Here is a 13,679-nt window from a genome sequence, read left to right as displayed (position 1 = left end):
ATGTCCTCCGAGACCCCGCTGCCCGCCGGCTCCTCCGTCCCCTCTCTCGACCGGGCCCGCGCCCTGCTCGCCGAGTTCCCCGTCGTCGACGGGCACAACGACCTCCCCTGGGCGTTGCGCGAACAGGTCCGCTACGACCTCGGCGCGCGGGACATCGCCACCGACCAGAGCGCCCACCTGCACACGGACCTGGCCCGGCTGCGCGCCGGCGGCGTCGGCGCGCAGTACTGGTCGGTGTACGTCCGGTCCGACCTGCCCGGCGCGGTCACCGCGACCCTCGAACAGATCGACTGCGTACGCCAGTTGATCGACCGTCACCCGGCCGACCTGCGGGCCGCGCTGACCGCCGCGGACATGGAGGCGGCGCGCGCCGAGGGCCGTATCGCCTCCCTCATGGGCGCGGAGGGCGGTCACTCGATCGACAACTCCCTCGCCGTCCTGCGCCGGCTGGCCGCCCTCGGCGTCCGCTACATGACGCTCACCCACAACGACAACATCGCGTGGGCCGACTCCGCGACGGACGTGCCCGCCGTCGGCGGCCTGTCCGCCTTCGGCCGTGAGGTCGTCCGCGAGATGAACCGCGAGGGCATGCTCGTGGACCTCTCGCACGTGGCCGCGACCACCATGCGCGACGCGCTCGACACCTCCGTCGCGCCGGTGATCTTCTCGCACTCCTCGGCCCGCGCCGTGTGCGACCACCCGCGCAACATCCCCGACGACGTGCTGGAGCGGCTCGCCGCCAACGGCGGCGTGGCGATGGTGACGTTCGTGCCCAAGTTCGTCCTCCAGGCCGCCGTCGACTGGACGGCCGCCGCCGACGAGAACATGCGCGCGCACGGCCTGCACCACCTCGACACCACCGCCGAGGGCATGAAGGTCCACCGCGTCTTCGAGGAGGCGAACCCGCGCCCCGTCGCCACGGTGTCCACGGTCGCCGACCACCTCGACCACATGCGCGAGGTCGCCGGCATCGACCACCTCGGCATCGGCGGCGACTACGACGGCACGGCGTTCACCCCGGACGGCCTGGACGACGTCTCCGGCTACCCGAACCTGATCGCCGAGCTGCTCGACCGCGGCTGGTCGGCCACCGACATCGCCAAGCTGACCTGGCAGAACTCCGTACGCGTGCTGGGCGCGGCGGAGGACGTGGCCCGCGACCTCCAGGCCACCCGCGCCCCGTCGAACGCGACCCTGGAGCAACTGGACGGCTGACGTCCCCCGCTCCTCCGAAGGCGCCCGTGCCGACCGGCCGGGCGCCTTCGGCATGCCAGGGCCGCCACCGCCTCTCCCGTGGGGCGTACACGTACCCCCGAACGCCCCACCCACCGGGTGGCCCTCCGGGCTCCGTGCCACGGTGGCGGTACTGCGATCACCGCCGTCCACCCCCCGGAGCCTGTCATGGCAGACCTGCAGGACGAACTGGCCACCGCCGTCGAGGTGGGAGAGCTCGACCCGCCCGCTGCCTGGCCCGCGTCCGAACCGCCGGCCCCCGCGGCCCGCAGCCTCGCCGACACCGGCACCGGCACCGGCCGCGGAGCCCCCGGGAACGAACCCGGCGCGGACCCGCTCGCGCGCGCCCGCGCGTTCCTGGTCGGCAACCCCGTCGCCGACGGCTACACCGGCCTGCCCTGGGCGCTGCGCCACCTGCCCTATTTCGATCTGGAGCTGGGCGAGAGCGCCGTCGACACCGACCTGCCCCGGCTGCGCGAAGGGCACGTGGGCGCCCTGTTCTGGTCCCTGCACCTGCCCGAGGGCCTCGCCGGGGACCGCGCCGTCGGCGCCACCATGGAGCAGCTCGACCTGGTCAAGACGGTGGTCCTCGCACACCCCGAGGGGCTGCGCATGGCGCGCGGCGCCGCCGAGATCGCCGACGCCCGCAACTGCGGCCGCATCGCCGTCGTCCTCGGCCCCGCCGGAGCCGCCGCGCTCGGAGACTCCCTGGGCATCCTGCGCGCCCTGCACACCCTCGGCCTGCGCATCCTCACGCTCACGGGTGTCTCCTGGGCGAGCGAGGCCGGCCTCACCCGCTTCGGCGAGGAGGTGCTGCGCGAGATGAACCGGCTCGGCGTCCTCGCCGACCTCTCCGGCGCCTCGGACGCCACCGTCCGCCGCGTCCTCGCCGTGACCAAGGCCCCGGTCCTGTTCACCCGCTCCGCCGCCCGCGCCCTGCGCCCCCACCCGGCGAACCTCCCCGACGAGGTCCTCACCGAACTGGGCGCCGCCAAGGGCCTGTGCCTCGTCCCGCTGACCGCCGAGCAGACCGGCCCCTCCGTACGGGACGTCGCCGACCACCTCGACCACGTCCGCGCGCTCGCGGGCGCGGAGTGCGTCGGCCTCTCCGGCACGTACGACTCGGGCGCGGCCCACCCCCAGGACCTCGCCGACGCCTCCTGCTACCCCCACCTCGTCGCGGAACTGATCTCCCGCGGCTGGTCCACGTCCGACCTCGCGCTGCTCACCTGGGGCAACGTCCAGCGCGTGCTGCGCAGTGCGGAGTTCACGGCCCGGGCCGCCCAGCAGCGCCGCCCGCCGTCCTGCGCGAGGATCGCCGACCTGGACGGCTGAGGTCCCGGCGGCCGCGCCCCGGGCGGGGAACCGCCGGCGGAGTGCCGGGTCAGGCTGCCCCGGGGGCGTCGATCATGCACAGGCAGAACGGGTGCCCGGCCGGATCGGCGAACACCCGGAAGTCCTTCTTCCCGTCCTCGTCGTCCAGGTCGAGCGGACGGGCGCCCAGTGCGAGCACCCGCTCCTGCGCCGCGTCGACGGCCTCCCAGGTCGAACCGGCCTCGAAGTCCAGATGGAACTGCTGCGAGTCCCCGGCGGCGCTCGGCCAGCGCGGCGGGACGTGCCCCGGCGCCCGCTGGAAGGCCAGCCGGGGCCCGCCCGGGATGCGCAGGACGACCCAGTCGTCGTCCTCCGCCTCCGGCATACCGCCCGCCACGGCCGCGTAGAAGGCGGCGAGCGCACGGGGATCCGGACAGTCGAGGACGACGTTCCGCAGACGGGCGACGGGCTGTTCCATGACGTGCTCCTCCAGAGGTGAACCCCGCGGGCGCGGGGGCCGGGGCGGCGGGACAGCCGCGCTCAGCAGGCGCAGAGGCAGAACGGGTGCCCGGCGGGGTCCGCGTACACACGGAACGAGCGGGACCGGTCCTCGGTGTCCAGCGGGCGGGCGCCGAGCGCCAGCACGCCCTTCTCCGCGGCGTCCAGGTCCTCGACGGCCAGATCCAGGTGGAACTGCTGCGCCCCGTCGGGGCCGGGCCACCGGGGCGCCGTGTACGCGGGCGCGGCCTGGAACGCCAGCCTGCGGCCGCCGGGCAGGTCGAGGTCGACCCAGTCGCCCTCGTTCCGGACGGTGCCGCCGAGCACCTCGGCGTAGAACCCGGCCAGCGCGCGCGGGTCGGGACAGTCCAGGACGACGACGTCGAGCGTGGCGAGAGCCATGACTTCCTCCGTGTGCGTGCGGGTTACTGGTACGTCGACTCAAGAGGTAACGGTTACCCCATACTCCCGCACAGGAGGTAACGTCGCAAGCATGAACGACCGAGCGCCCGCACCCGGCGGCCTCGCCCTGGTCCAGACCCTGGTGAACACCCTGGACCTCGCATCGGGCGCCGACTCCCTGGACACCGCCGACGGTCCCGCCCGCCTCGGCCTCACCCCGGACGAGGTGGCCGGCGCACGTGAACTGCGCGAGTCGCTGCGGGCGGTGTGCCTGGCCCACGCGGGACACCCGGCCCACGCCGCGGTCGCCCCGCTCGGCGAACTCCTCGCCCGGGCCCCGCTGCGGCTGACCGTCGACGAGCACGACGGCAGCGCCCGCCTGACCCCCGCCGGGAACGCCGACACCTCCACCGACCCGAACTCCCCGAACACCTCGGGTCCTTCGGGCTCGTCGGCCGCCCGGGTGCCCCTGGCCTCCCGGATCGCCGTCGCGGTCGCCGAGTCGCTCGTCGAGGGCACCTGGCCGCGACTCAAGGCCTGCGAGGCCCCGGACTGCCACTGGGCCTACTACGACCGCTCACCGGCGGGACGCGGCCGCTGGTGCTCGATGTCGGTGTGCGGGGCGCGCGCCAAGATGCGCCGCTACCGCGCCAAGTAGCCCCCGGGCAGGGGGCCGAGGGGAGTCGGGCGACCGCCGTCCACCGCACGGCGAAGTGGTGCAGAATGCAACGGACGCCGGTCCGGCCGACTGAGCCTCGGCCGGACCGGCGTCGCCCCGGCACCCTCAGGCGGTGGGCCGCCCCATCGCCCGGTACGTCCAGCCGGCCCGGCGCCACACCTCGGGATCCAGCGCGTTCCGTCCGTCCAGCAGCACCCGGGACGTGACCGCCTCGCCCAGCACCGCCGGGTCCAGCTCGCGGAACTCCCGCCACTCCGTCAGGTGCAGGACCACATCGGCGCCCCGCACGGCCTGCGTCGCGGTGTCGGCGTACCCCAGTGTGGGGAAGAGCCGGCGCGCGTTCGCCATGCCCTTCGGGTCGTAGACGGTGACCTGGCCGCCCTGGAGGTGGATCTGCCCGGCGACGTTCAGCGCCGGGGAGTCCCGCACGTCGTCCGAGTCCGGCTTGAAGGTCGCGCCGAGCACGGCGACCCGCTTGCCGAGGAACGAGCCGCCACCGAGCGCCTCACGCGCCATCTCCACCATCTGACCGCGGCGCCGCATGTTGATGGCGTCGACCTCGCGCAGGAACGTCAGCGCCTGGTCGGCGCCCAGCTCACCGGCGCGCGCCATGAACGCGCGGATGTCCTTGGGCAGACAGCCGCCCCCGAAGCCGATCCCGGCCCGCAGGAACTTCTTCCCGATCCGCTCGTCGTGCCCTATGGCCTCGGCCAGCTTGGCCACGTCGCCGTCGGCGGCCTCGCACACCTCGGCCATCGCGTTGATGAACGAGATCTTCGTGGCGAGGAAGGAGTTCGCGGACGTCTTCACCAGCTCGGCGGTCGGGAAGTCGGTCACCACGAACGGCGACCCCTCCGCGACCGGCGTGACATAGACCTCGCGCAGCAGCTTCTCGGCGCGCTCGCTGCGCACACCCACCACGATCCGGTCGGGGTGCAGGGTGTCGTTCACCGCGAAGCCCTCCCGCAGGAACTCGGGGTTCCAGGCGAGCTCGGCGTCCTCCCCGGCGGGCGCCAGCTCCGCGAGCCGCTCCGCCAGCCGCGCCGCCGAACCCACCGGCACGGTGGACTTGCCGACGACCAGCGCGGGACCGTGCAGGTGCGGCGCGAGCGACTCGAAGGCGGAGTCGACGTACGACATGTCGCACGCGTACTCGCCGTGCTTCTGCGGGGTGTTCACGCAGACGAAGTGAACGTCGCCGAAGGCCCCGGCCTCGGCCCAGTCCAGGGTGAAGCGCAGCCGGCCCGTCGAGCCCTCGATCCCGGCCACGTGCTTGCGCAGCAGCTCCTCCAGACCGGGCTCGTACATCGGGACCTCGCCCCGCTGGAGCATCTCGATCTTCTCCGGCACCACGTCGAGCCCGAGCACCTCGAAGCCGAGTTCGGCCATGGCCGCGGCGTGCGTGGCGCCGAGGTAGCCGGTGCCGATCACGGTGATCTTGAGGGCCATGGGTGCTCCTGGGGTGTGCGGCGTCGGTGCGCGCCCGAGCATAGTCGGGGCTTGGGGGAGCGCTTTCACGGGCAGTTTCCCCCTTGTCGCCAAGCTCACGTATCCCTCGCGTGGGCGGACCCCTAAAATTTGGGTTACTTAACAGTAGTTAGCGTCGCTGTCACAGCATTCCTTGGAGCGTGAGAGACCTTGGCCGGATCGGCTGATTTCGACCTGTACCGCCCGTCCGAGGAGCACGACATGCTCCGGGACGCGATCCGTTCGCTGGCCGAGGCGAAGATCGCGCCGTTCGCCGCGGCCGTGGACGAGGAGGCCCGCTTCCCGCAGGAGGCGCTGGACGCCCTCGTCGCCAACGACCTGCACGCCGTGCACGTCCCCGAGGAGTACGGCGGCGCGGGCGCCGACGCCCTCGCCACGGTCATCGTGATCGAGGAGGTGGCCCGCGTCTGCGCGTCCTCCTCGCTGATCCCCGCCGTGAACAAGCTCGGCTCGCTGCCGGTGATCCTCTCCGGCTCCGAGGACCTGAAGAAGAAGTACCTGGGCCCGCTCGCCAAGGGCGACGGCATGTTCTCGTACTGCCTCTCCGAACCGGACGCCGGTTCCGACGCGGCCGGCATGAAGACCAAGGCCGTGCGCGACGGCGACTTCTGGGTCCTGAACGGCGTCAAGCGCTGGATCACCAACGCGGGCGTCTCCGAGTACTACACGGTGATGGCCGTCACCGACCCGACGAAGCGCTCCAAGGGCATCTCCGCCTTCGTGGTCGAGAAGTCCGACGAGGGCGTCTCCTTCGGTGTCCCGGAGCGCAAGCTCGGCATCAAGGGCAGCCCGACCCGCGAGGTCTACCTCGACAACGTGCGCATCCCGGCCGACCGCATGATCGGCGAGGAGGGCACCGGCTTCGCGACCGCCATGAAGACGCTGGACCACACCCGCATCACCATCGCGGCCCAGGCCCTCGGCATCGCCCAGGGCGCCCTCGACTACGCCAAGGGCTACGTCCAGGAGCGCAAGCAGTTCGGCAAGCCGATCGCCGACTTCCAGGGCATCCAGTTCATGCTCGCCGACATGGCCATGAAGATCGAGGCCGCCCGCCAGCTCACGTACGCGGCTGCCGCCACCTCGGAGCGCGTCGCCGCCGGAGGTGGGGAAAAGGGACTCACCTTCCAGGGCGCCGCCGCCAAGTGCTTCGCCTCGGACGTCGCCATGGAGGTCACCACGGACGCCGTCCAGCTCCTCGGCGGCTACGGCTACACCCGCGACTACCCGGTCGAGCGCATGATGCGCGACGCGAAGATCACGCAGATCTACGAGGGTACGAACCAGGTCCAGCGGATCGTCATGGCCCGCAACCTGCCGTAGTCAGAAAACGGTCGGTGACGGCCGGCCGACGCGAAAGGTGGGAGGCACCCCCCGAGGGGGCCTCCCACCTTTTCGTCGTACGTCAGCCGGTCCGGCGCGGGCTCAGTTGCCGGTGACCGTCACCTTGTCGTCGTTCTTGAGCTGGGTCACCAGCTCCTTCACCTTCGTCTTGTCCCAGACGAGGTTGCCGCCCGTGGAGCCGGAGATCGGCATGTTCATCGACTTGCCCTCGCCGCCGGTGACGCCCTTCATGGCCCAGAACATGTCGGCCAGGTCCCACAGGCTCATGTCCTTGTCGACGACGAGGCTGTCGAGGCCGGCGCCCATGGTCGGGTAGAGCTTGAACGGGTTCAGCACCGTCGACGGGGTCGCCACCTGGTGGGCCAGCGCGGCCAGGAACTTCTGCTGGTTCTTGGTGCGCTCCAGGTCGGAGGCGGCGAACGCGTGCCGGGTCCGGACGAACGCCAGGGCCTGCTCGCCGTTCAGCGTCTGCTTGCCCGCCTTGAAGTCGGCGCCCGAGTACTTGTCCTTGAAGCCCTTGTCGAGGTTCATCTCGACACCGCCGACCGCGTCGACGATCTTCGCGAAGCCGCCGAAGCCGATCTCCGTGTAGTGGTCGATGCGCAGGCCGGTGTTGAACTCGACCGTGCGCACGAGCAGTTCGGGGCCGTCCTCGGCGTAGGCCGCGTTCAGCTTCACGTGCCGGCCGGTGCCCTGGTACGTCTTGCCGGAGTCGGAACCCTTGAACGTGGGGATCTCGACGTCCGAGTCACGCGGCAGCGAGACCAGCGTCGACCCGTTGCTCCCGGTGTGCAGGATCATCATCGAGTCGGTGCGCTTGCCCGCGGCCGAGCCGGTGTGCAGCTTCTTCTTGTCCTCCGCGGACATGCCGGCGCGGCTGTCGGAACCGACGATCAGGTAGTTCGTGCCCTCACCGGCCTCCGGCCGGTCGATGACCTTGGAGAGATCGACGTCACGGTGCAGCTTGGAGTCGGCCCAGAAGTAGGTGCCGACGGAGACCACGACCAGCAGCGTGACCAGCGTGATCGCCGTCCACTTGATCCGGCGCCGCCAGTTCGGTGCCTGACGCGGACGGCCGGGACCGGCGCCGGGGCCCTGCGGACCGCCGGGGCCGCCCGGGGCGCCGTACACGTGCCCCGTGTTGTAGCCGGAGTCGTACCCGTTGTCGTAGCCGTCGTCGTAGCCCTGCCCGTCGACGTACTGAGGCTGCCGGGGCACCCCGCCGCCGTACGGCGGTGCGTCCGGGCCCGGAGCGGGTGCCGACGGTCCACGGCGGACCTGGCGCATGACGCGGGCACCTTCAGGCTGCGAGCCTGCGCTGCCGCGTCCGTAGCGGTTGCCGCCGTTGCCGCGGCTGTCGTCGGGCCAATCGTTCATGCCGACCAGTGTGCAGGGCTCCACCATGTCTCTTACAAGAGAGCCGGGAGATCTGGGTCACGCCTGTTGCAGAGCTGATGCAAAACGACCGTGTGTGCCCCCGGCATAAGGTGGACGTCATGACAGACCTGGCCCCCAACCCGGAATTCGATATTCCGGGCAAGCCGACCTCCGCGTCCCGGACCACCCTGAGCCACATCATGACCCACAACGACACCAACCTCCTGGGCACGGTGCACGGTGGCGTGATCATGAAGCTCGTCGACGACGCGGCGGGCGCGGTGGCCGGGCGGCACTCCGGCGGGCCGGCCGTCACCGCCTCGATGGACGAGATGGCCTTCCTCGAACCGGTCCGCGTGGGCGACCTCGTCCATGTGAAGGCGCAGGTCAACTGGACGGGCCGGACCTCGATGGAGGTGGGCGTCCGGGTCCTCGCCGAGCGCTGGAACGAGTCGACGCCCGCCCAGCAGGTCGGCTCGGCCTACCTGGTCTTCGCCGCCGTCGACGCCGACGGCAAGCCGCGCCGGGTCCCGCAGGTCCTCCCCGAGACCGAGCGCGACGAGCGCCGCTACCAGGAGGCCCAGATCCGCCGCACCCACCGCCTGGCCCGCCGCCGCGCGATCATGGAACTGCGCGAGAAGCGCGCCGCGGAGGGTCTCGACACCCTCTGACGCCCTCCGACACCCCGTGACGGGTGCCACCGGCCTCAGGCCGGGCGACGGGCCCGCCGCCGGGCCCTCCGCCCGCTCGTCACGAGTACACCGCTGTCACGGGCACACCACCTGGTCGCCCGTCACCGCGCCGAACTCGCCCTGGCCCGGGTCGTCCGCGCGGACCCGCGTGACCTTCTTGAAGTCCGAGCCGGCGATCACCTTCAGCAGCGGACCCTGTCCGGGGACCGCGCGCAGTTCGGAGCCGGGCAGCGCCGTCGAGAGCGACTTCGCCGAGCGGTCCCAGCGCGGGTCGTACGCGACGACGGTGCGCTGCACGGTCCGGTCCTGGGCGGTGGCGGGCTGGTGCGTCGTACGGAAGCCGGTGGCGGCCAGCGCGCTGTCGACCTGCTTGCCGAGGCCCGCCGTGGCGGTCCCGTTCTCCACCTGGACGCGGATCTGCTGGGGGGCCACGTCGACCCGGACGGCCTGCTGCCGCGGGGCCTTGTGCTCCGTGAGCGGCTTGTCCTCGCGCAGCGCCTCGAAGAGCTTCCGCGACTTCTCCGGGTCCCACTTCAGGGTCGAGCCGATGCCCTTGACGACGTACCCCATCTGTCCGATCGGCACGGTCGTGAACTCCGACGAGGACGGCGCGAAGTTCCGCATCGCCCGGCCGAGGTCCAGCAGCTCGTCCGTCCCGAAGCCCTTGTCGGCCCGCACCGAGCCCAGCACGGCCCGCGTGACGTCACGGAACTTCATCGGGTTCAGCAGCACCCCGGACGAGGTGGCCTGGTCGACGAGGGCCGCGAGGAAGCGCTGCTGGCGCTGCATCCGGCCGAGGTCGGAGGAGCCGTCGGCGTGCCGGGACCGGACGAACTGCAGGGCCTGGCCACCGCCCAGCACGTGCGAGCCCGGCGCCAGGTCGAGGCCGGTGTAGCTGTCCTTCAGGGGCTGCACGGTGCAGATCTTCACCCCGCCGAGCACGTCCACCGTCTTCATGAAGCTGGTGAAGTCGACCTCCAGATAGTGGTCGATCTTCACGTGGGTCATGTTCTCGACGGTCCGCACGGTCAGGGTCGGGCCGCCCTCCGCGTACGCCGCGTTCAGCTTGATGGGGTGCGGCTCGTGCCGCTTGCCGGAGACGGCGTCGGTGTGCGCGGGCGTCTCGGCGTACGAGTCGCGCGGCAGGCTGACGACACTGGCGCGCTCCCGGTCCTCCGAGATGTGCACGATCATGATCGTGTCGGTGCAGTGGCAGGGCGCGCCGCCGAGCCGGTACTTCCGCCGCTCCGCCTCGGTGATCCTGTCCCGGCCGTCGGTGCCGACGAGGAGCACGTTCATGCCGTTCCCGGCCTCGGGCCGGTTCTTCATGTCCTTGAAGGGGTCGACCCGGGCGATGTCCGCGTCCAGGCTGGTCACCACCGCGTGCCCGATGCCCGCCGACGCGAGGACCACCACGGAGACGGTCGTCACCGCCCGCATGGCCCAGCGTGGCTTCTTACGCCGTACGGGGCGCACGGGACGCGCGGGGCGGCCGTCGGACCGGACGGCCGGTCGGCGTGCGGGGGACGGCTGCGAGGGGCGCTGAGGGCGTGCGGGGGAGCGGGGCGGCGTGGGCAAGGGGGGACACCTCCGCGAGGCTGGACGGGGGAGGGACGCGTTCCGCGAGGCCGGACGGGGGCCGCGTACCGCTGGGCGTGGGGATCCGTGTGAACGGTAGGCCCATACGATCTGCGGCCCGGTCCCCGAGCCGGGCGGCGCGCGCCCGTGTCCCCCGTTCGCGGTAACGTGGCGCCCGATGAGCGAGAAGTCTGACGTGCGCACTCCCGCCGTTTCTGTGATCATGCCCGTCCTCAACGAGGAGCGGCATCTGCGCGGGGCGGTCCGAGCGATCCTCGCGCAGCGGTACGACGGCGAGATGGAGGTCGTGATCGCCCTCGGTCCCTCGACGGACCGGACGGACGAGATCGCGGCCGACCTCGTGCGTGAGGACCCGAGGGTCCACACCGTGCCGAACCCGACGGGGCGCACGCCCGCCGCGCTGAACGCCGCGATCAAGGCGTCCCGGCACCCCGTCGTCGTGCGGGTCGACGGCCACGGCATCCTCTCCCCGGACTACATCGCCACCGCCGTACGCCTCCTGGAGGAGACCGGCGCGCAGAACGTCGGCGGCGTCATGCACGCCGAGGGCGAGAACGACTGGGAGCACGCCGTCGCCGCGGCCATGACGTCGAAGATCGGTGTGGGCAACGCCGCCTTCCACACGGGCGGCGACGCGGCTCCGGCCGAGACCGTGTACCTCGGGGTGTTCCGGCGCGAGGCGCTGGAGCAACAGGGCGGGTACAACGAGGAGTTCGTCCGCGCCCAGGACTGGGAGCTGAACTTCCGCATCCGGGAGGCGGGCGGCCTGATCTGGTTCTCGCCCGAGCTGCGGGTGTCGTACCGGCCGCGGCCGAGCGTGAAGGCGCTGGCCAAGCAGTACAAGGACTACGGCCGCTGGCGGCACGTCGTCGCCCGCTACCACGAGGGCTCCATCAACCTGCGCTACCTCGCCCCGCCGACCGCGGTGTGCGCGATCGCCGCGGGCGTCGTCGTCGGAGCGGCGCTGACGCCGTGGGGCTTCGCCGTCCCGGCCGGCTACCTCGCGGCCATCGCGCTCGGTTCGCTGCCCGCGGGCAGGGGGCTGCCCGTGAAGGCCCGTCTGCAGATCCCCGTCGCCCTGGCGACGATGCACATGTCGTGGGGCTGGGGTTTCCTCACCAGCCCGAAGGCGCTGGCCCGGAAGGTCGTCGCGTCCCGGCGTCCGGCGGTGCTCGGCGGTGCGGCGACGGCGCCGGCCGCCAGCTCCGACTGACCTGTCCCGCACACGCGTCGGGCCCCTCTCGGAAGAGAGGGGCCCGACGCGTGTCGTGCGGCCGCCCGCTGGGTCCGGCGCCGTTCCTACCAGGTGTAGTCCGGGTCGACGTGCATGCACGCGCCGGTGTCCGAGCCCTTGTCGAGCTTGGCCGAGGACGGCGTCGAGTCGTCGTCCTTCGGGGCCTTGTACTTCGTGCCGTCCCGCCAGTCCGCCCCGACGACCAGGGTGACCCCGGAGACGTCGGCGGACTTCTCCACCGCGCTCGACGGAACACCGAGAGCCTTGGCGACGCGCAGGGCGTCACCCTCCAGGTCGCCGCTCGGGTAGCGGATCAGCGTGGTGTCCTCGGCGGTCGCCGTCGTCTGGTCGGCGGTGGCCCGCGTGAAACCCTTCTCCGTGAGCAGCGCGCTCACCGTGCTGGCCCGACCGCCGACCGGCGCCAGAGTGTCGGTACGGGTGCCGTTCTGCACCTGCACGGCGATCCGGTCGTCCGCCGCGGCCGGGTCCTTCGACGTGCGCTCCTTGGCCTTCTTCTTTCCGACGCCGTCCAGCGCGATGTCCTCGCGCAGCAGCCGCCAGACCTTGTCGGCGTCGGTCGGCTTGGGGAGCACGCGGTTGCCGTCGGAGGAGTACACCCACGGCATCGTGGTCATGTTGATGCGGTCCGTCGGGACCTTCTTGAGTTCTTTGCTGAGGTCGTAGAGCTTGGTGACCGAGCCGAGCCCGTCGTCGACGGTCAGGGCGTCGGTGGCGGTCTCGGCGAGGTTCTTCAGCTTGCCCGGGTTGCTCAGCGTGGCGTTCTCCCGCAGCTGGCGCACCATCGAGTTCATGTACTGGTGCTGGGCCTTGGTGCGGCCTATGTCGCTGCCGTCCTCGAAGCCGTAGCGGGTGCGCAGCCACTCCAGGGCCTGCTTGCCCTGGACGGACGTCGTGCCCTTCTTGAGCTTCAGGCCGGAGCCGTGGCCGTTGGAGGTGTGGGAGTAGATGTTGGCGTCCACGCACACCGGGACGCCTCCGATGGCGTCGGCCATCGACACCACTCCGGCGAAGTCGACCATGATGAAGTGGTCGATGTGGATGTCGGTGAGCTTCTCCCACGTGGCGACCGTGCACCCGGGGCCCCCGCGGCCCAGAGAGTCGTTCGTCATGGTGAGTGATGTGCTCGCGGCGTACGTCTTGTCGGTGTGGGGGTCGGTGCACTCGGGGATCTGGAGCAGCGTGTCCCGGGGCATGCTCACGACCGACATGTTGGTGCGGTCCGCCGACAGGTGCAGCAGCATCTGGACGTCCGCGCGCGGCGCCGAGTTGAAGGTGTCCTTCGCGCCGCCCAGCTTCTGGTCCTCTTTGGAGTTGCGGCCGTCGGAACCGATCAGGAGGATGTTCAGCGGCGTCTGACCCGCGGCGTTCGGCTTCGGCGCCGGTGCCCGGTTCTTGTCGTCGCCGATGTTCAGGTCGTCCTTCTTGATGTTCGCGTTCAGATGCCGGTAGTAGAGATAGCCCGCGCCGGCGGTGCCGAGTATCAGCAGCGCCAGGACCATCGCCGACCAGCGGAGTATGCGGCGTCTGCGCCGGGGGCGTCCGCCGCCGCCGTGCCGTCGTCCGCCCCGGCCCCCGCCGCCGCGGTCCTGCTTCCGCGGTGCGGCCGACGTGCCGTCGTCGGCCTGCCCGGACGTGTCACCCGCGGCCGGTCCGTGTTCGGTGCCGTCCGTACGAACGGGCTCGTCGCCCTCCTCGAACAGGTTCTCGCCCCAGCCCGGTTCGCCGGCCCGCCGGACACGTGGTCGTGCACTCTCCCCACGCACACTGCTCTGCGCCATCTCCCCAGCCCCTCCCACCC

The 13,679-nt window shown here is 71.8% G+C and carries 12 protein-coding genes; 6 read left to right on the top strand and 6 right to left on the bottom strand.

Annotated elements, in window-relative coordinates; translation table 11 throughout:
• Complete coding sequence (locus tag B0675_RS05765; protein WP_081217666.1) at positions 1-1,215, top strand: dipeptidase; 1,215 nt, start codon at positions 1-3, stop codon at positions 1,213-1,215.
• A gap of 186 nt (positions 1,216-1,401) precedes the next feature.
• Positions 1,402-2,568, top strand: a complete 1,167-nt coding sequence (locus B0675_RS05760; protein ID WP_081217665.1) for a dipeptidase — start codon at positions 1,402-1,404, stop codon at positions 2,566-2,568.
• Between the two features lie 49 nt (positions 2,569-2,617).
• Here B0675_RS05760 and B0675_RS05755 read toward each other — a convergent pair whose 3' ends face one another.
• Positions 2,618-3,025, bottom strand: a complete 408-nt coding sequence (locus B0675_RS05755) for a VOC family protein (RefSeq protein WP_081217664.1) — start codon at positions 3,023-3,025, stop codon at positions 2,618-2,620.
• A gap of 62 nt (positions 3,026-3,087) precedes the next feature.
• Entirely contained in the window at positions 3,088-3,447 is a 360-nt protein-coding gene (locus B0675_RS05750) for a VOC family protein (protein WP_081217663.1), read from the bottom strand.
• A 91-nt stretch (positions 3,448-3,538) separates the two neighbouring features.
• On the opposite strand from B0675_RS05750, the gene B0675_RS05745 reads away from it, so the two are divergent.
• On the top strand, positions 3,539-4,105 hold the full coding sequence (locus tag B0675_RS05745) for a CGNR zinc finger domain-containing protein (RefSeq protein ID WP_081217662.1): 567 nt from the start codon (positions 3,539-3,541) through the stop codon (positions 4,103-4,105).
• A 126-nt stretch (positions 4,106-4,231) separates the two neighbouring features.
• On the opposite strand, the gene B0675_RS05740 is transcribed toward B0675_RS05745, so the two are convergent.
• Positions 4,232-5,575, bottom strand: a complete 1,344-nt coding sequence (locus B0675_RS05740) for a UDP-glucose/GDP-mannose dehydrogenase family protein (RefSeq protein WP_081217661.1) — start codon at positions 5,573-5,575, stop codon at positions 4,232-4,234.
• Between the two features lie 189 nt (positions 5,576-5,764).
• Between B0675_RS05740 and B0675_RS05735 the strand changes: the two genes are divergently transcribed.
• On the top strand, positions 5,765-6,937 hold the full coding sequence (locus B0675_RS05735; protein WP_081217660.1) for an acyl-CoA dehydrogenase family protein: 1,173 nt from the start codon (positions 5,765-5,767) through the stop codon (positions 6,935-6,937).
• A gap of 102 nt (positions 6,938-7,039) precedes the next feature.
• On the opposite strand, the gene B0675_RS05730 is transcribed toward B0675_RS05735, so the two are convergent.
• Positions 7,040-8,335 (bottom strand): LCP family protein, encoded by a 1,296-nt coding sequence (locus B0675_RS05730; RefSeq protein WP_081221609.1) that lies wholly within the window; start codon positions 8,333-8,335, stop codon positions 7,040-7,042.
• Between the two features lie 119 nt (positions 8,336-8,454).
• Here B0675_RS05730 and B0675_RS05725 point away from each other — a divergent pair, with 119 nt between their 5' ends.
• Positions 8,455-9,006, top strand: a complete 552-nt coding sequence (locus tag B0675_RS05725; RefSeq protein ID WP_081217659.1) for an acyl-CoA thioesterase — start codon at positions 8,455-8,457, stop codon at positions 9,004-9,006.
• 96 nt (positions 9,007-9,102) lie between these two features.
• On the opposite strand, the gene B0675_RS05720 is transcribed toward B0675_RS05725, so the two are convergent.
• A complete protein-coding gene (locus B0675_RS05720) occupies positions 9,103-10,467 on the bottom strand; it encodes an LCP family protein (RefSeq protein WP_241539706.1) in 1,365 nt (454 codons plus the stop codon).
• A gap of 316 nt (positions 10,468-10,783) precedes the next feature.
• On the opposite strand from B0675_RS05720, the gene B0675_RS05715 reads away from it, so the two are divergent.
• Positions 10,784-11,839, top strand: coding sequence for a glycosyltransferase family 2 protein (locus B0675_RS05715; RefSeq protein ID WP_081217657.1), 1,056 nt, complete (start codon positions 10,784-10,786; stop codon positions 11,837-11,839).
• An 86-nt stretch (positions 11,840-11,925) separates the two neighbouring features.
• Here the strand turns inward: B0675_RS05715 and B0675_RS05710 are convergent, their stop codons facing one another.
• Positions 11,926-13,659, bottom strand: coding sequence for an LCP family protein (locus tag B0675_RS05710; protein ID WP_081217656.1), 1,734 nt, complete (start codon positions 13,657-13,659; stop codon positions 11,926-11,928).
• Positions 13,660-13,679 lie beyond the last annotated feature (20 nt).

Source organism: Streptomyces sp. M41(2017), assembly GCF_002078175.1.
Taxonomy (GTDB): Bacteria; Actinomycetota; Actinomycetes; order Streptomycetales; family Streptomycetaceae; genus Streptomyces.
Note: the sequence above shows the minus strand (reverse complement) of the source record. Positions and strands in the feature narration are given on the sequence as shown.